Origin of the sequence: Leptospira harrisiae, from assembly GCF_002811945.1 — a bacterium.
Classification (GTDB): domain Bacteria; phylum Spirochaetota; class Leptospiria; order Leptospirales; family Leptospiraceae; genus Leptospira_A; species Leptospira_A harrisiae.
This window is the reverse complement of the sequence record NZ_NPDX01000003.1, coordinates 33,004-49,715: the sequence shown is the minus strand read 5'-3', so window position 1 is coordinate 49,715 and position 16,712 is coordinate 33,004. Positions and strand designations below refer to the sequence as shown.

The window sequence follows — 16,712 nt, the reverse complement described above, 5'->3', positions numbered from 1 at the left end:
ACCGGGTTCTCTAAAAGACTTTTGTCGTTTGTGTTTTGATTATAGGAAATTTTGGATGTGTTGAGACTATAGTCCCAAACTACGTCCAATGATTTCTTTCATAATCTCGGTGGTTCCTGCATAAATGGTTTGGATCCTTGCATCGAGGTATGCTCTTGCAATTGGATATTCCATCATATAACCGTATCCACCAAAGAATTGTAAACATTCGTCTGTATGGCGTTTTTGCATCTCAGTTGTATACCATTTACACATAGATGCTTCGGCAGTGGTGTTTTCACCTTTCATATGTTCCATCACAACTTTGTCGCAGAACACTTGTGCCATTTCTAGTTCGGTTGCCATTTCCGCCATTTTGAACTTTGTATTTTGAAAAGATCCAATCTTTTGACCAAAGGCTTTTCTTTCTTTGATGTATTGGAGAGTGATTTTTTGCACCAGGCGAGTTGCTTCCACAGCGGCAACTGAAAGTACAAGTCGCTCTTGTGCAAGTTTTTGCATTAAGTAACGGAAACCTTGTCCTTGTTTACCGATGAGGTTTGATTTAGGAACAATCACATCGTTAAAATACAATTCCGAAGTATCTTGGGCTTTGAGTCCGATTTTATCTAAGTTACGACCTCTTTCAAATCCTTTCATTCCTTCTTCAATCATCACAAGAGAAATGGTTCCATTGTCGTGTTTGACCGCAGTAATGATAAGATCCGCCAATTGTCCGTTGGAGATAAAAGTTTTTTGTCCATTCACCACAAAGTGGTCACCTTTATCGACCGCGCTTGTGCGAAGTGATTTTAAATCAGACCCAGCTCCTGGTTCTGTCATCGCCACTGCAAGGATGGATTCACCTGTTGCACATTTCGGAAGCCAACGTTTCTTTTGTTCATCACTTGCAAAAGCAGAGATATAAGGAGCGATCACATCGTTATGAAGGGAGATAAAAAATCCACTATTTCCCACACGAGAAGATTCTTCGATGATGATGATGTTATAAAGAAAGTCGGCCCCAGAGCCACCGTATTCTTGTGGAACATCGGGACAGAGTAGGCCGTTTTCGCCCGCCTTTCTCCAAACTTCTTTGGGTACGATATGGTTTTTTTCCCATTCTTCGTGGTGTGGTTTTACTTCTGTTTCAAAAAATTTCCGAGCCATCTCGCGGAATTGATGGTGTTCTTCAGTAAAGGGGAGGATACGCTCCATATGATTTGTGACTCCTTGATATGGAAATGCTACAAAAATGGCGAATTGAGGTCAATTATAAACAGTGTTCAGCTTCATGTAAACACCCGGATTTTTCTTGATGTATTGGATGGCGTCTTCTTCGGAAAGGACGTAGAGTTCTGTACCCGGCCAAGCCACAAAGCTGAAATTAGAAGGAAGGTTTTTGGTGAGAGAATAGATTTCCCCAACAAAGTCCCCAGCACCCAGCTCCCGGATGGTTTTGTGGTTTTGCATGACCACAACCGTTCCCGACCTGACGATAAAGGCATTGTGAAAGGTTTGTCCTTCTTCAATTAGGGCCGCTTCCTTTTTTACCGTTTCCAGTTTTAAGATGAGTTCGAGTTGAGTGACTTGGTAACTGGTAAGACCCCGGAACGTTTGGGACTCTGTGAGGGTTTTCCAAGTATTGGTTTCCCGGATGCTATTCAGTTTGGTTAGGTTTTCGTGGAGTTTGGATCCGCGGATGAACTGAAAGAATCTGGTTTTTTCAATGGTGAGAGCGAGGACATCGGTTTCTGCATACACATCCGCTTGGCGGGCCGTATCTAAAATTAAAGATGCTTCCCCAAAGTATTCATAGGTTCCATACCGTTTAACGGCTGTTGGGTCTCCCGAAAGTCCTTCAAACCGAACATTCCCTGAGGCAATGATAAAAAACCTATCCCCATGAGTTCCTTTTTTGATGATTTGTTCGCCGCGTCGAAACTTTTCTTCCTTTACAATTTGTAAAAATTCTTTGGCTTTTTCAATGGGGAATCCAGAGAAGATATCAATCTGCGATAGAATTTCTAAAAGTTGGAAAGCCTCTTGGTGTTTTGGTGGAGTGATTTCTGGATATAAAGTATTTTCAATTCCAAATTTAGCTAGTGTAAGGTGGTTCCCTTCTGGCATATCTTTTGCGGCAATATGATAAACAGTAATTCGTTTTTGTACTTCTTCTGGAAGGGAAGCAAGATAACTGATCTTTGTATGAAGAGGAGGAACACCTGCTTCGTGGTAAATGATTTTACGATCCCAAGGAAAGTCTTTTAAAAACTGATACCTTGATTCCGGAAACACACCTTTTTTATACATTTCTTCAAAGGCATCAGGATCGTTTAAATGGTCAGAGGTGTAATAGAAAGATTGGTCTTGGAAAAAAAATTCGAATCCCACTGACGGAATGGAATGGAGAGCATAGTGAAAATAAAACTCACCACCGTTGATGATGGTAGGCCTTCCGATCACTACAGGAATAAAGTCAAATAGGTCTGTGATTTCGCGGCGCGGAATCTTTGTTAAACTACAGTATTTTTTAAGGAAAGATTCCATCACCGTGGCTGTAGCGTAGATGGTGATTTTGGATTCTTCTAAAATTTTTTGGAAGGTTCCCGCATCATGGTCAGCGTGGCAGTGAGTGAGAATGATAGAGTTGATAAACTTGGGATTGACATTGGATTCTCGTAACCACTCGGTGGAATTCACTGGTGGGTCTACCATAATCCCTTGTCCATTCAACCAAATGATAAATCCTGAAGTGTTGTCTGTAGGATCAAACCCATGGGAAGGACCAAGGCAAGTGATTCCAATTAAGGGTGGTTGGAAAGGTTCTTCGAGTCTCTTTCCAATATCATACTTTACATGAAAGTCGACTTCCCCTGGAGTTTTGATTTGTTTGTCCCCATCGACAATAAGAAATTCATTGGAGGGAAGTTGTTCGATGGTGATTTTACCAAACTTTGCTTTGTGGTGTTCATCAAAGAGAACAAACTCCACCACTTCTTCCATAGTTTTGTAACTACGAAAATGTGCCATTTCGGCCTTGATATCAGGAAAACCAAAACTCGCTGTTCCATCGATAAACTCTGATGCTAGGTTGAGTTCCTGAGGTCCCATAAGAGATTCCCCGAGAACAATGGTTAGCTGCTCTTTTTGTTCCGCAGAACAAACGATAAAAGTCTTTTTACCACCGCGAAAGAAGAAGTTGAAGTAAATGGGGAATTCTAACTCCGCAATGGAGATGCCTTTTTCGACATGAAAGAATTTATTAGGAAGGACAAACACCAGCGGGGTTTTTTTTTCTAACCCCATGGTGTCTTTAATTGTCTCCGGAGGGGATCCAATTTGGATGTACCCTTCGGATGTATCGACTAAATATCCCCCTCTAGGGAGAGCGGTAAAACCATTCGGTTCAGAACTGACCATTAGGGGATAATTTATTTCCTACTTGTGATTTTCTATAAATTTTTTAATTTGTGGTTTTGGTAAAGCACCAATTGCTTTATCCACTAAAACTCCGTCTTTATAGAGAAGAAGGGTAGGGATGGATTGGATTCCCAATTCCTGAGCCGTCTTCTGATTGAAATCAACATTTAGCTTTGTAATTTTGATATCAGCCATTTCTTGCGATAATTCATCAAGAACAGGAGCCACCATGCGACATGGTCCACACCATTCCGCCCAACAATCCACGAGTACAACGCCCTTAGCAGTCTCTGCTTTGAAATTGGCGTCTGTGACTTCCGTTAGTGCCATATTTCGAAATCTCCTTTTGAAAAGTATTGCCCTTTCTATAAACTAGACTGGGGATTCTAGGGAAAAACGTCGATTATTGTTTCTTTTTTTTCTTTTTATCGTCGGATTCGAGGTCTGCGATCTTTTGTTGGAAGGACTCAATCAGTGTTTTTGTTTTTTCCAAATCCTCATTTTCGCCTGTAATTTGAAAAATTTTACGATTCATCTCTAACATTTCTACAGAATGTTTCAAATCTGTGGAATCTTGTGTAGACATTTCAAATTTTGTCCTATAATCCTGGGCCGCTTGGTTAGCAAGTTCTATGACAAGATTAAAATGTTCTTTTCGAATGTAGTAATATGGATTTTCAAGATCCTGTTCTCTTTCATAAGCGATGAAGTCGAAAAGGTTTTTTGTACAAGCGGCCACCCGAAAATTGATGTCTGGCCAAGACCATTTCCACTTGGAGTTGGTTCCAAAGGCAGTTGTTGTTTTTTTCATGGCCTGGAGTAGGCCTTTGATGAGGTTTAGTCTTTGGGTGGGAGTGAACCTTTCAATTTTTGCCAATTGTTCTTTGTTTTCAGAAAGGGAACCATCCACATTGTTTCCCACAGTTTTTTCAATATAAGAAATGCAATTATAAATTTCTTTTCTCGCTGTTTCTAAGTAGTTGTTGTTATTGATTTCCAAAATCGCAGTGGAAAGTTCATTGATCACAATACAGGTGTTAATCGTTTTGATGGAGTTGATGGCGAGGGAGAGATTAAAATAAGGTTCCATGTCCTTACTTTTTTTGGCCTGTGCTTTGAAGATATTGGCTTCCTTTTTCAGTTCTTCTAAGTAGTTTTTAAAATCTACTAGTTTGTCATTGAAGTCGGCCTTTTTTTCCTTTGTGATCGCCATGGTCTGGTATCATTTTCGGCAGATCCGACCGGATTTGTCCATAAAAAACGTCGACCCGTCGGGTAACTTACCGAAACTGGAATAGAATGGAAAATACTCCCAGGAAACAAAGGGATCTACTCGATCTACTCGACACCTACAAATACATGAACCAGGCGATATTCTGGGATTTTTTGGATTTGGATGGGCGTTGGGATTTTGCAAATGGTTGGCTGCATTTGAACCATCCTGAAGACGAGTGGAGGGTGAGGGCTTCGGAACAATTCCCCCCCATCCGCCCGGAAGGCACCGACCACTAAAATCGTTTCCGATTTTTTATGGCCAGTTGTCGGAATCCAAGACCAATCTGGTCTTGGAAACAATCACTTAATAAGTAATTCTTAAGTCAGAGATATCGATGAACTTTCTAAAAAGAAGGCTATTGGTTGGTTTTTTAGTATCAAAAACTAAAACGGCCACTTTGTTGAAAGATAGGAAGTTAGGGCGGTATTGTGTGTAGTGGTGGCTTGTTACCGTCGCACGATACTTGTTATTGTAGATTGTATAGGTGTGTTTGGGAAGAGTTTCATGCACTTGGCGTTTTTTCTCATCCTCAGTTTGAGCCACATAATTATAGATTACTTGTTTGTCTTTAGAAGGACCAGTTTCACCAAAGAGTGTGAAAGGAAGTGCTTTTGCATTGTTTTTGCAAAGGTAATCCACCACTTCTGTAAAAGTAGGTTCTGGCATTTCTGCTTCAAATCCTGCAAAATGGCGTTTTTCTACTTCAGCTTTTTTCTTTGCGAAAGTTTCTTCACCCCAAATTTCTTTAGCAGTCACTGGTGTAGGCATAACATTGGAAAAGTATAAAGTTCTATCATCCTTTTCTGGATCTGCCTTTCTCCACGCAGGATATGGGATTAGTTTTCTTTCATCTGGATTGGTACGGTCTCCCTCAAATCCAGCAAGAACGTAGATCGCATATTCATTGTTTTCAGGAACTCTAGATTCTAATTCCACTTGGACATCCAAAAATTCGCCTTTTCCTGTATCAGCATGTCGCCTAACAAAGTTTACACTTTTTAAACGAATCCTTGAATCATACATAGAAAGTGGATACAAGTCGCGGTTGTCTTTGGAAGAGGCAACTGCGTTCCCCGACCCTTGGGTATTCCCTGATTCTTGGGCAAAGAGAGCACAAGTGAGCAGGGTGAATGAAATGGCAAATATTGTTTTGTTCATGTTCCGACTACCAATTTGGTTTATACAGATAGTATCGAAGAAAAGCCCTGGAAAAATTAGGGAAATTAGGCTTTTTTCGGGCGATTGTTCTCATCCACGAAAACCACTTTGGGTTTGTAATCAGCAGGAAGGTCTTTTTCATCCACCTGGCCATAAGTAATGATGATGACTTTGTCCCCTTTCATCCCAAGCCTTGCCGCTGCCCCATTCAAACAGATGGTTCCAGAACCACGTTCACCAACGATCAGGTAGGTTTCAAACCGTGCCCCGTTATTGACGTTCACGACGGAAACTTGTTCATAAGGTTTCATTCCGGCCAAATCCATAAGGTCTTGGTCAACAGTAAGACTGCCTTCGTAGTGGAGTTCCGCCTCAGTGACGACGGCTCTATGGACTTTGCCTTTGCAAACAGTGATGATCATTCTGACCTCTCAAATAAAACTCTAAACATTTTGCCTGATAGATTCAAAAGGCTTTTTTGTACAAGAACATGGATTTTCGTATTGATCCGATCCACAGAAAAAGGGATCGCATCGAAGAGGGGGGTGACTACGTAGTTTTCGTAGAGATTGGGGTAATGGCGATTTTCGTCCACCACTCTTCCCCTGAAGGCTTCCACCACCTTCATCATCACTCGTTTGTCTTCCCGAGAAAGAACAAGACCCTCTAATGGCTTCAAAAAACGTAAAGTAAAACCTTGGATTCCGTTTCCTTCAATTTTCGGACTGGCATCGATATGGCCATTTTCTTTCAAAAATAAAAGTGCTTCGTTCAGTTTGACGGGGTAAGGGGAGTCTTCTAAGTGGATATAGTCTCCTCTTGTGATCATCTCCGCATGTTTTTGGAAATGAACACCATCCGAATAGTAGAGCAGTTTCGCCAAATCGAGACGAGCTCTCCCATTGGGTGATTTTTCGAGGATCCAAAGGATCGCATGACAAAGTTTCTCCATCGAAAAGGACTACCTTCCTACCTGTTTCCTTCGATTGTTTCTTACACAAGATACGTGAAATTCCAGGAAAATTCCAGGAAAAATCGAAGGGAATCCATGCTCTTTTTAGAACACAGTCCATGTTTAACAGGGGGCATTGGTGCGAAAGCGGAAAATCTTTTGGTTTCGCCTGCCCATCTTTCCGCTCTTGGAGTGGAGCTTGTGACCTTGCCCCGGGGTGGAGACTTTACCGCCCATGAACCTGGCCAGATTGTTGGTTACTTGCATATTGATCTGAAAAAAAGGAACCTAAGTTTGGGTGATTTTTTACGTGCCTTAAATCAAAGTTTGGTGGTATCCATTAAGGAAACTTGGGATCTTTCTGTGGAAGAAAATCCAAAAGCTCCAGGTCTTTACGCAGTGGAGGCTCCCAAATTAAAACTGGTCTCGGAAGGAATTTACGCAAAATCTTATTTTACTAGTTTTGGATTTGCTCTGAATGGGGTGAACAACCTATCTACCTTCTCGCTCATCAATCCTTGTGGTGCCAAGTCAGAAGATATGACCTCCCTCCTTAGGTTGGGAAAAGATAAGGATTTCCCGAAGAAACGGAGAAAATTTGTAGAGATTTTTACGGAAAAGTTCATCGACCAACTCAATTAATTTCCTTTGTATTTTCCTCTGCAAATCTATGGATTTGGCCGAAAGGTATAAGGGGGATCTATGAAATATTCACGTTTTTTTCTATCCTTTATCCTTTTCTTTTTCCTCTGTGAAACCTTGGCACTCAGTGCGGTGGTTTGGACTTTTTATGAATCTTTACAAAATGCTCTGACCCAAGAACAATTTGTTTCGGATCATAGAGCTCGTGATTTAAGTTTGGCACTTGCAAAAAGTTCGGAACAGAGGCTGAATCATGAAGGTTATATAGAACTAGAAAAAATGTTTCATCGTTATGTAGAACAATCCAAAAATGATCCTGAAGAATTTTATATCCGAAAGATCAGTTTGTATTCTGCGGATGCCATTCTTCTTGTTTCTACAGATACCATTTATACCCCAGATGAATTAAAAAAAAGAAATCCGGATGAGGTTCTACTCCATTCCACTTTTTTTAAAAAAGGAATTCGGATGAAAAAATGGCAATGGTCTGAGGCTGAAAATGGAGAAAATCCCATCTTAAATTCCAAACGGGATCCAAAAGTAAGATCAGGTTTTGAATGGGTTCTTTCGTATTTGCCACTTGCTAAATCAAACACGGTAAGACTCACTTCACCACTTTACAAACCAGGAACATTGGATGTCTCTGGGCTTGTCATTTTGGTATATGAAAGGGGGAACTTAGGTTTACTCTTTGAAAACCAATGGAAACTTGTGGAGTGGATGGTTATTAATTATGTTGTTTTTGCATTTGTTGTTAGTTTGATTTTAACCGGAGCTTTTGTGACTTATACAATGTTAGTTGCAAGAGATTCATCAGTAATCCCGAAAGAATCTTCTAACCTTCCTTTGTTTGAGAAAAAAACAATCGAAACAAAAGAGTCAGAAATTGAACCTGTTGTGGATTTAACAGAAAACCAAAATCAATCGGAAACTTTGTTAAAAGAAAGTGAAGTTGAAATTTTGTCTGAAGGTCCTCTGGTTTCTACTCTTTCCCCAGACCCCAACCAAACTCCGATTCGCGATGCGATCTTTTTAGGATAAATCATGGAACCAAAAGACAAAGTATTTTCCATTCAATTGAAAGGTGGTTTGGACGGAACCAGTGCAGAGGATTTTTACCGTTATTTTGAATCGCAGCTAAACAAGGGTTATCGAAAGTTTTTATTTCAGTTTGGTGCCTTGGATTTTATTACATCCAATGGAATTAGTATTCTTGTTAAAATTCACAAACAAACCAAAAAAATGGGAGCAGTGTATGCCATTTACGGAGTGAAACAAGAAGTGGAAGATGTACTCGGTCTTGTCGGACTTTTTGATCAGTTACCGATCTTTCGTGATCATACCCAAGCTGAAGGATTTTTATTACAGGCCGAACTTAGACGACCAGAACCAACAGAACCAAAATCATCCGATACGGAACCAAAGACTAGCCCCTCATCTTTAAAAGATGAAAATAGAATCAGGTTTTATTTCACAGGAAAATCGAAGGGAAGTGATTCTTCGATTGGTTCTAAAGAACCGGTATCTCAACTGGAATCTATTTCCGAAGTAGAGGAAAATCCGAACACGCCAGAAAAGAGTTCTTCTCCTATGGAATCTTTATTAGAAGAAAAACTAAATAGCCTTCGGTTGGAAATCAAAGACACTCTCAACCATGAGTTGGAAAGACGATTTGCAGTTTATAAAACCAATCCCGAAATCCAAGAAAAACCAATCACAATCCCGAGTTACATCCAATCCAAAACAAAACAATTGGAAGCAGTCGAAAGAATCATCCAATGTGAAGTTTGTGGGACAAGGTTGCGAATTCATAAGTTTGGGAAACATGAATGCCCAGGGTGTTCCACGCAGTTCCAGATGAGTCCAAGTGGTTCTATCCGTTTTCTTGAAAAATTGAATCCCATCTAAAACCTGGTCTTATGACAAAACAAGCGAAGGGAAGTGAGTCAAGTACCAGGCGTTCGCTCGCCCTTTCTTTTTATACTTTTTTATCCCGAATTTTGGGACTCGTACGTGACCACTTTATGGCTGTTAGTTTTGGGACAGGTATGGTGGCCTCGGCATTTAGTGTGGCCTACCGCCTCCCTAATATGTTTCGTAACTTACTGGCAGAGGGAACCTTAAGCCAATCCTTTATGCCAATTTTTTCTGAATATGAAAAGATGGGCATAAAGGATGCTCGGGTGATGGCAGGAACCGTCCTAAGTTTTCTTTTCTTTTGTCTGTCGCTTTTTGTTGCTTTGTTTTGGTTTTTTGCCGCGGGTTTTTTACCAGCACTCGTAGGAGGGTCTCCTGAATATGGAACACTCGTCGTTGAACTTTCATTAGTTCTTTTTTTTCTCATTATGACTGCCAGTTTGTCTTCGATTTTTATGTCGATTTCTAACTCACACCATAATTATTTTGTCCCTTCCTTATCTCCCATCATCCTTAACTTTAGTTATCTGATAGTATTTATTTTTGTTTTTCCTTATTACCATGAGATTCGAGATAAAGTTTTTGTCCTAGCTTATGGAATTGTCACTGGAGGAGTGTTGCAACTGATTGTCCAGGCTTGGTATGTATACAGAAATGGATTCGGTCCGATATTTCGTTTGAACTTAAAACACCCTGCGATTCGTAAAATCTTCAAACTAATGTTACCTGCGGCCCTTGGTGGGAGTTTCTATCAAATTGGACTCCTTGTAGACATCTTTCTTGCAAACTACATTCAGAATCAAAATCCAGGACTTGGAGCTGTAGTAAGTTTGGATTATTCTCAAAGACTTGTCCAACTGCCTACAGGAATCATTGGAGTTGCGCTTGCCACTACCATTTTACCTTCGCTATTGAAAGATCTAAGGGAAGGAAGAGAAGAAAATGTTCCCAAAGAAATTACTGATGTATTGTCTTTTGCTTTTTTTTTGACACTCCCAGCAAGCATTGGTTTGGCGGTCCTTGGAGAAACCGTTTTGGATTCTATCTATTACGGGGGACGTTGGGACCATTTGGCAACAATCACTGCTTTTTATCCATTGGTCTTTTATTCCTTTGCCATTCCTTTTTATAGCATCAATAAGGTTTTGGTGTCTTCTTATTATGCATTTTCTGATACTAAAACTCCCTTAAGAATCCAGTTAGTTTCTTTTGGGCTGAGTGTTGTGGTCAGTATCGGACTTATGTTTTTCTTAAAACATTCAGCCATAGCATTGGCATCTGCTCTGAGTGCCTCTGTGACTTCTTCGTTGTTATTGTTTTATCTTAAGGCCCACCAAGTGAAAATTCCATTTCTTACGGTTTGGTTTCGTATTTTAAAAATGGTGCCAGCTCTCTTTGGACTTTTTCTTTGGTTGGTGGTTTCTGAATGGGTTTTGAAACCCATCTTCGTTTCTTATCTATCAGAATCATTAGGGATTGGTTTTGCTAATGTCAGTAGGCTTTGTCTTGTGGTTTCGATCCTTCCTGCAGTAGTATTATATTTTGCCGTGGCAGGGATTACCAAATTACCCGAAGCCGATATTATTGTAGGTAGGTTTTTTAGAAGGTTTCGATAAATAACTTACTTGAGATAACGCCACCAAACTCTTAGTTGGTGACGCATCCAGTTTAAGTTTTATTTTTAGTGTTTGGACACAACAGATTCGCAGCGATTACAAAGTGATCCTTCTTTTTCAGAAACATGACGCCAACATCTTGGACATTCGTGATGGCGTGGTTTTCTGATTTGGATGGAGGCTTTTTCTCCCTTCCATTCCGAGAATACTTCTCCAATTTCCTTAGCGTCGAAAGAAACTTCCGATACCACAAAGAAAAGGCTCAAATCTTCCTTGGTAAACTTTGTATCTTTTAGGGAATCACCAGTAACTAGTACTTCAGCCTCCAGTGATTTCCCAAGTTTTCCTAACTTTCTTGCTTCTTCCAGTGCTTTTTGTACCACTTCTTTGGTAGCAAAGATGGGTTCGAATTGGGATTCTAAGTCTGCATTGAGTAAGGAAGATAAATCTGAAAAATCAGAATAAAACACAGAATCCTTTAAACCAAATTCAGCCCATACTTCTTCTGTTGTGAACGAAAGGATAGGTGAGAGGAGTTTGGTTAAGGTTTCTAAAATGACTGCCAAAACGTATTCAGAAGATTTTCTAGTTTTTGAATCTTTGGCATCACAGTACATTCTGTCCCGAATGATTTCAAAGTAGTCTTGAGATAAGTCAACCGTACAGAAAACTAAAACTCGGTGGTACACTTGGTGGAAGTGGTAGTTCTCATACAATTTTTTGACGTCTTCATTTAGTTTGGCTAATTTATGCAGGTAATACTGATCAATTGGTTCTAAATTTTCTTTATTTAGATTCCAAGCAAGAACCTCAGCTTTTGTATTTCCTAATAGATACCGGAAGGTGTTTCGGATCTTACGATAGGCTTCGGCAACGGTTTTGATAGAGTCCTTTCCAATTTTGACATCGTCTCGGAAATCTTGGGTGGAGACCCAAAGCCTAAGAATATCAGCTCCGTATTGGTTGATGATATCTGTTGTAGGATTGATGACGTTTCCAAGGGATTTGGACATAGCGTGTCCTTTTTCATCTAACACATAACCATGGGTGAGGACAGATCGGTATGGAGGTCTTTTTCTGATCGCCATGGATGGCCAAAGAGAAGATTGGAACCAACCTCTATGTTGGTCGGAACCTTCCAAATACAAGTCTGCTGGTTCGCGGTCGAGAGAATCACCAAACACAGCAAAGCTGGAAACACCTGAGTCAAACCAAACATCCAAAATATCTTTGTCTTGTTTGAGATCATCTGATCCACATTTGGAGCATTTTGTTCCTTCAGGTAAAAGGTCCTTTGCTTCTCTTTCATACCATACTTCGATTCCTTCTTTTTTTACAATTTGGATGAAGTGATTGATTGTTTTGTCGTCTAGATGAGTGAACCCACAAGTTTTACAAGTAAAGGAAGGAATTGGAACACCCCAGTTTCTTTGTCTCGATAAACACCAGTCAGGTCTAGATTCTACCATAGAACGGATGCGAGTGATTCCCCAATCCGGAATCCATTGTACTTTGTCGATGGCTCTAAGTGAATCTTCTCTGAGACCTGCGTGATCGATGGAAAAAAACCATTGTGGGGTCGCACGAAAGATCAGTGGTTTTTTACTCCTCCAACTATGTGGATAGGAATGTGTGAATTCAGAAAAGTGTACGAGGGCATTTTTTTCTCGGAGGAGTTCCACAATTTTAGGATTGGCATCCCAAATTTTGATTCCCTTCATCATTTCAAATTCGTCCGTATAACGACCGTAATCATCCACTGGAGATAGAGGAGGAAGTCCCGCTGCTGTTCCGACTCGGTAGTCATCAGTTCCATGACCAGGAGCCGTGTGGACACAACCCGTTCCTGCATCCAAGGTAACATGGTTTCCAAATAAAGGTATAGATTCACGATCAATAAACGGATGTAAGAAGGTCATTTTTTTAAGGTCATCATTCGTTAAAGAATGAATTTTTGTGAGAGTGATTCCTGTTTTTTGTTCAACAGCTTCTTTTAATCCATCCGCAAGGATCAGTCTTCCATGAGAATCAGATTGGAAAAGAGAGTAGTCTAGTTCCTCATTAAAACAAATCGCAAGATTTGCCGGAAGTGTCCAAGGAGTGGTGGTCCAAATCAAACAGTAAGTGTCGGTTTCTCCCTTCACTGCAAACTTTACATAAATAGAAGGGGAGACATGGTTTTGGTATTCGATTTCTGCTTCCGCATGGGCAGTCGCTAAATCAATACACCAATACACAGGTTTTTTTCCTTTATAGATATATCCTTTTTCGAATAGGGATCCAAAAACTTCAACGATCCTCGCCTCAAACTCAGGAGCCATAGTCAGGTATTTATTTTCATCTTCAAAGAAACATAAAAAACGACTTAAATCTTCCCCTTGTTTTCCGACAAACTCTGTCGCATATTCACGGCATTTTTTTCGAAGTTCACTGGGGCTAGTGTTCCTTGCTTCTTTTCCAAGATTCTTTAACACCTGTACTTCGATAGGAAGACCATGACAATCCCAACCAGGAATCATGTCTGTTTGGTAACCGGAAAGAGATTTGGATTTAACAATGATATCTTTTAAAATTTTATTGAGGGCGTGGCCTACATGGAAATTTCCATTGGCGTAAGGAGGTCCATCGTGTAAAACAAACGAAGGTTTGGATTTACGAATTTCCTTCATCTTTTGGAAGACTTTTTTCTCCTTCCAAATTTTAATTTGACCTGGTTCACGATTTGCCAGGTCGGCTTTCATGGGAAAGGAGGTCTCAGGGAGAAGAACCGTTTTAGAATAAGGATTTTCCGTTTCTGGTTTGGCCATAGTAAGACCAATGTTTGTGGTCTAGGCCAAAGAGAAAACGGAAAAAAAATGGTGACCTTAGAGTTTGACGCGAACCTTGGGGAGTTCGTCCCGTAACCTAACTACATCGGATTTTTCGAGAAGGGTTTTCTGTAAAACAAGCTGTCGCAAATGGTTCAGTTTTGCTAGGTTTTTGGGAAGAGTTTTATACTCCCGCATAAGGCTTAAATCTAGGATTTCTAAATTAGGAAGAGAGGCGATCACTTCTACGTCAGCTTCTGTTAGTTGCACTTTGGTCTCATCCAATGCCAGTGTTTTTAATTTTTGTAATTTTGTTAAAACAGGTGGGATCTCATGAAAATCTGTTCTACCTAGAAGTAAGATTTCTAAGTTTTCTAAATTTCCGATTTCATCTGGTAGCGTTTGGAGTGGATTTCCAAAAAGATTGAGGATTTTTAATTGTTTTAGGTTTCCTATTTCTTTGGGAACTGTTTTGAGTGAGTCGTATTGGAGTGTGAGTTCCTCTACTTTTGTTAAATTTCCTATAGATGCAGGAAGGACTCCCACTTCTTTGTTCGAAAGGTTTAGGACCCGATCTTCTTTATGGTTTTCTAACCATTCCTCTGCATTGACTACATCCTTATTCGTACACTGTGAAAAGGTTGTTAGAAAAAAAATCGTAAGTGTTGCGTATACAAAAGACTTCATAAAACCAGATTTATCATTTCAAATATTTATTATAGCCAAATTCTAATTCTCGAATGATAAACTGGATGTAATCCATTTGGTCACGGTCTGATTTATAAATACTTGCTTCCTTTCGATAGTATTCTGCCAATTGGGTTCGAAATAAAATAGTGCGAAAGTCTGCTTTGGAAAGAATGAGTTCCTTGGGCCTATTTTTTAATTGAATGGCTTCGGGAATTTTCATCACCACTGAAATTTGTAAGATGGCATGTTCGATTTCTGCCACAATTTTGTTTGTATCTTTTTTCTGATCGTTCGCCGGAAGTTGAATTTTGATGTCTTCTACACAATCTTCGATATGATTTCGTAATCGTTTGAAATCAAAAACCTTTTCTGCAATGCTATTGAATTTTTTAGGATAAATAAATCCTTCTGCCACTTTTGCAATACCAAGTGATCTATTCTCTTTCGGTGAAATGGATGTTTGTTTTTCTGGGATTTGTATCTTTTTTCCATCGTTCCGATAAAGATAACCAAGAAAAAGTCCCACTAAAAAACTAAACATAAATCCACTCACTATATATTCTAAAGAACCTAAGAATAAAGAAATGACAGTGGTTAAGGATGCTAATGCTAAAAAACTAAAAACGCCAATCGGCACATGGAACTTTTCTTGGAGTGCAGAAAAAGAAATCCGTGGATCACCGGAATTCGTTTGGTTTGAATTGTTATCTTCTTCTAATTCTTTTTCAGGAATTTCTTCTTTGTCTATGTTTTCATCTGATCTATTTTTTAAGATCACACGGATTTGGTCGAGGATGGGAAGTTCGTTTCTATAATTTGAATCTGTTTTTGCAAGAGTTAAAGTGTTTGCTTCTACTTTGGAAAGTTTTTTTTGATCCAATGCAAATAGGACATGGAATGTATCTTCCTTCATTTCCAAACAACCATAGGTTTCGGAAAGAGAAGTAACAATTTTAGAAATGACGTCAGTGATTTCTTTATCGCTTTTCAGTCCTAAAAATTTTACTTCTGATTTTAAATCAATTTTTGTGAGGGTGAGAGTGTTTGTTGTATTGTCTTCGATTCTTGTTCCAAGAAGTTTAATGAGTGTGGTAACAGCTTCTTCGGAATCTTCCTTTTTCTGTTCTTTTAAGCGTTTGGAAAGTTTGTCTAAAATGAAAAGACTTTCCCTGATACTACTTCCAACTCGTTTGCCTTCTTCTGTTGTGATTTTATCAAATGGAAATTCTTCGAGTAGGGATGTGAGTTTAGGATGAAGGCTATTTCCTAGTTTGAGAAGTTTTTCTGTTTGAGTTGGAAAACTAATTTCCAATTCGGATAGTTTTTCTAAAAACCCAACATATTTGTTTTCGTTTGCAAATCGTTTTAGATAGGGAAATGAAAATACTTTTAGGGCATCCAATTGGACTGTGAAATGACGCGCATATTCAGGGTTATGTGATCCATTTGGCAAAATGAGGTGGTATCCTGGAATGATTTCAACAAGTTTTGCAGTTTCTTTCCCTCTTGAAATCACATCTTGGATAAAATCTTTCATGGGGATATATCCAAAATACTCCATTGTTTTACGGATCATTAATTCTAATTCCGTTTCATAACTGAGTTTGGTAGGGAAAAAATAGGTATTTCCTTTTTGGTCTGTTCGAACCAAGGTGGATCCAGGGTTTTCTTCTTCTAAAACATATTCTCTACTTGCCCTGTTTTTTAACAGAAGGTCAATCAAATCTACGCTGTATTTGAAACAGGCTCGACGGTAAGGAACAATATCAGTTTTATCTCTGTTTTGTGGTGCAATCATACTGATTCGCATTGTGAGTTTATTATCTACCTGCAATAAAAAAGGATAAAAATAAACCACAGGTTCCCTGTTGTGTTCCGTAAGGCCTGCTAATTCCTTAAACGCTTCCGTAATCGCTGCTTGCGATTTATGCATTTCTGTAAGTTGCACTTGTTTTGAGAGTAATTCGGGAATGGAGTCAACCGTAAGAAGCAATGAAGGTGTAATTTCGGCACTGCCATGCATTTCCAACCGTCTATGTCTCACACGAAGTTCTTCTAATATAGCCTGCGAAGTCATGGAATAACTTGCTATATTTTTAGGTAATTGGATGAAAAAGGAAGGATCCGTTGTATCTCCTGTAAGTGGAGTTTCTGAATCGGTGGGATCTGAAAATGGTTCCAAAATATACCTTCTGGAGCAAGTATCAAAATCTATTTTGGACAAATCAAGAGAGAATTAGGGATTTCTTCGG

Annotated in this window: 15 protein-coding genes; 5 read left to right on the top strand and 10 right to left on the bottom strand. The window is 39.5% G+C overall.

Annotation, left to right across the window (positions count from 1 at the left end; all coding sequences use genetic code 11):
* Window positions 1-66: 66 nt before the first annotated feature.
* From CH364_RS11990 to CH364_RS11975, 4 genes are all read right to left on the bottom strand, one after another.
* Entirely contained in the window at window positions 67-1,197 is a 1,131-nt protein-coding gene (locus CH364_RS11990) for an acyl-CoA dehydrogenase family protein (protein WP_100744647.1), read from the bottom strand.
* 51 nt (window positions 1,198-1,248) lie between these two features.
* Complete coding sequence (locus CH364_RS11985; protein WP_100744648.1) at window positions 1,249-3,402, bottom strand: cAMP/cGMP-dependent 3',5'-cyclic-AMP/GMP phosphodiesterase; 2,154 nt, start codon at window positions 3,400-3,402, stop codon at window positions 1,249-1,251.
* An 18-nt stretch (window positions 3,403-3,420) separates the two neighbouring features.
* On the bottom strand, window positions 3,421-3,732 hold the full coding sequence (gene trxA / locus CH364_RS11980; protein ID WP_004786415.1) for a thioredoxin: 312 nt from the start codon (window positions 3,730-3,732) through the stop codon (window positions 3,421-3,423).
* Window positions 3,733-3,805: 73 nt separating this feature from the next.
* Window positions 3,806-4,615 (bottom strand): hypothetical protein, encoded by an 810-nt coding sequence (locus tag CH364_RS11975; protein WP_100744649.1) that lies wholly within the window; start codon window positions 4,613-4,615, stop codon window positions 3,806-3,808.
* An 86-nt stretch (window positions 4,616-4,701) separates the two neighbouring features.
* Between CH364_RS11975 and CH364_RS11970 the strand changes: the two genes are divergently transcribed.
* Window positions 4,702-4,914, top strand: coding sequence for a hypothetical protein (locus tag CH364_RS11970; RefSeq protein WP_100744650.1), 213 nt, complete (start codon window positions 4,702-4,704; stop codon window positions 4,912-4,914).
* Between the two features lie 67 nt (window positions 4,915-4,981).
* On the opposite strand, the gene CH364_RS11965 is transcribed toward CH364_RS11970, so the two are convergent.
* The 3 genes from CH364_RS11965 to CH364_RS11955 all read right to left on the bottom strand — a co-directional run bounded on the left by CH364_RS11965 (window position 4,982) and on the right by CH364_RS11955 (window position 6,788).
* Complete coding sequence (locus CH364_RS11965) at window positions 4,982-5,836, bottom strand: hypothetical protein (RefSeq protein WP_100744651.1); 855 nt, start codon at window positions 5,834-5,836, stop codon at window positions 4,982-4,984.
* A 65-nt stretch (window positions 5,837-5,901) separates the two neighbouring features.
* Window positions 5,902-6,258, bottom strand: a complete 357-nt coding sequence (gene panD / locus CH364_RS11960; protein WP_004785828.1) for an aspartate 1-decarboxylase — start codon at window positions 6,256-6,258, stop codon at window positions 5,902-5,904.
* A complete protein-coding gene (locus CH364_RS11955; RefSeq protein WP_100744825.1) occupies window positions 6,255-6,788 on the bottom strand; it encodes a type II toxin-antitoxin system antitoxin SocA domain-containing protein in 534 nt (177 codons plus the stop codon). Before CH364_RS11955 ends, panD begins: the two co-directional genes overlap by 4 nt.
* On the opposite strand from CH364_RS11955, the gene lipB reads away from it, so the two are divergent.
* Genes lipB through murJ form a run of 4 tightly spaced genes read left to right on the top strand, consistent with a single transcriptional unit; the run spans window position 6,771 to window position 10,963 of the window.
* Window positions 6,771-7,430 (top strand): lipoyl(octanoyl) transferase LipB, encoded by a 660-nt coding sequence (lipB, locus tag CH364_RS11950; RefSeq protein ID WP_100744652.1) that lies wholly within the window; start codon window positions 6,771-6,773, stop codon window positions 7,428-7,430. The genes CH364_RS11955 and lipB overlap by 18 nt on opposite strands.
* A gap of 60 nt (window positions 7,431-7,490) precedes the next feature.
* Window positions 7,491-8,471 (top strand): LIC_12071 family protein, encoded by a 981-nt coding sequence (locus tag CH364_RS11945; protein ID WP_100744653.1) that lies wholly within the window; start codon window positions 7,491-7,493, stop codon window positions 8,469-8,471.
* 3 nt (window positions 8,472-8,474) lie between these two features.
* On the top strand, window positions 8,475-9,338 hold the full coding sequence (locus CH364_RS11940) for an STAS domain-containing protein (protein WP_100744654.1): 864 nt from the start codon (window positions 8,475-8,477) through the stop codon (window positions 9,336-9,338).
* An 11-nt stretch (window positions 9,339-9,349) separates the two neighbouring features.
* Window positions 9,350-10,963 (top strand): murein biosynthesis integral membrane protein MurJ, encoded by a 1,614-nt coding sequence (gene murJ / locus CH364_RS11935; protein ID WP_100744655.1) that lies wholly within the window; start codon window positions 9,350-9,352, stop codon window positions 10,961-10,963.
* Window positions 10,964-11,028: 65 nt separating this feature from the next.
* Here murJ and ileS read toward each other — a convergent pair whose 3' ends face one another.
* The 3 genes from ileS to CH364_RS11920 are packed head-to-tail and all read right to left on the bottom strand — an operon-like array spanning window position 11,029 to window position 16,642.
* Window positions 11,029-13,770 carry an isoleucine--tRNA ligase gene (ileS, locus tag CH364_RS11930; protein WP_100744656.1) on the bottom strand — a complete coding sequence of 914 codons (2,742 nt, stop codon included), beginning with the start codon at window positions 13,768-13,770 and terminating at the stop codon, window positions 11,029-11,031.
* 57 nt (window positions 13,771-13,827) lie between these two features.
* Entirely contained in the window at window positions 13,828-14,457 is a 630-nt protein-coding gene (locus tag CH364_RS11925) for a leucine-rich repeat domain-containing protein (RefSeq protein WP_100744657.1), read from the bottom strand.
* 13 nt (window positions 14,458-14,470) lie between these two features.
* Window positions 14,471-16,642: a hypothetical protein gene (locus CH364_RS11920; protein WP_100744826.1), complete on the bottom strand. Its 2,172-nt coding sequence runs from the start codon at window positions 16,640-16,642 to the stop codon at window positions 14,471-14,473.
* Window positions 16,643-16,712: the final 70 nt, after the last annotated feature.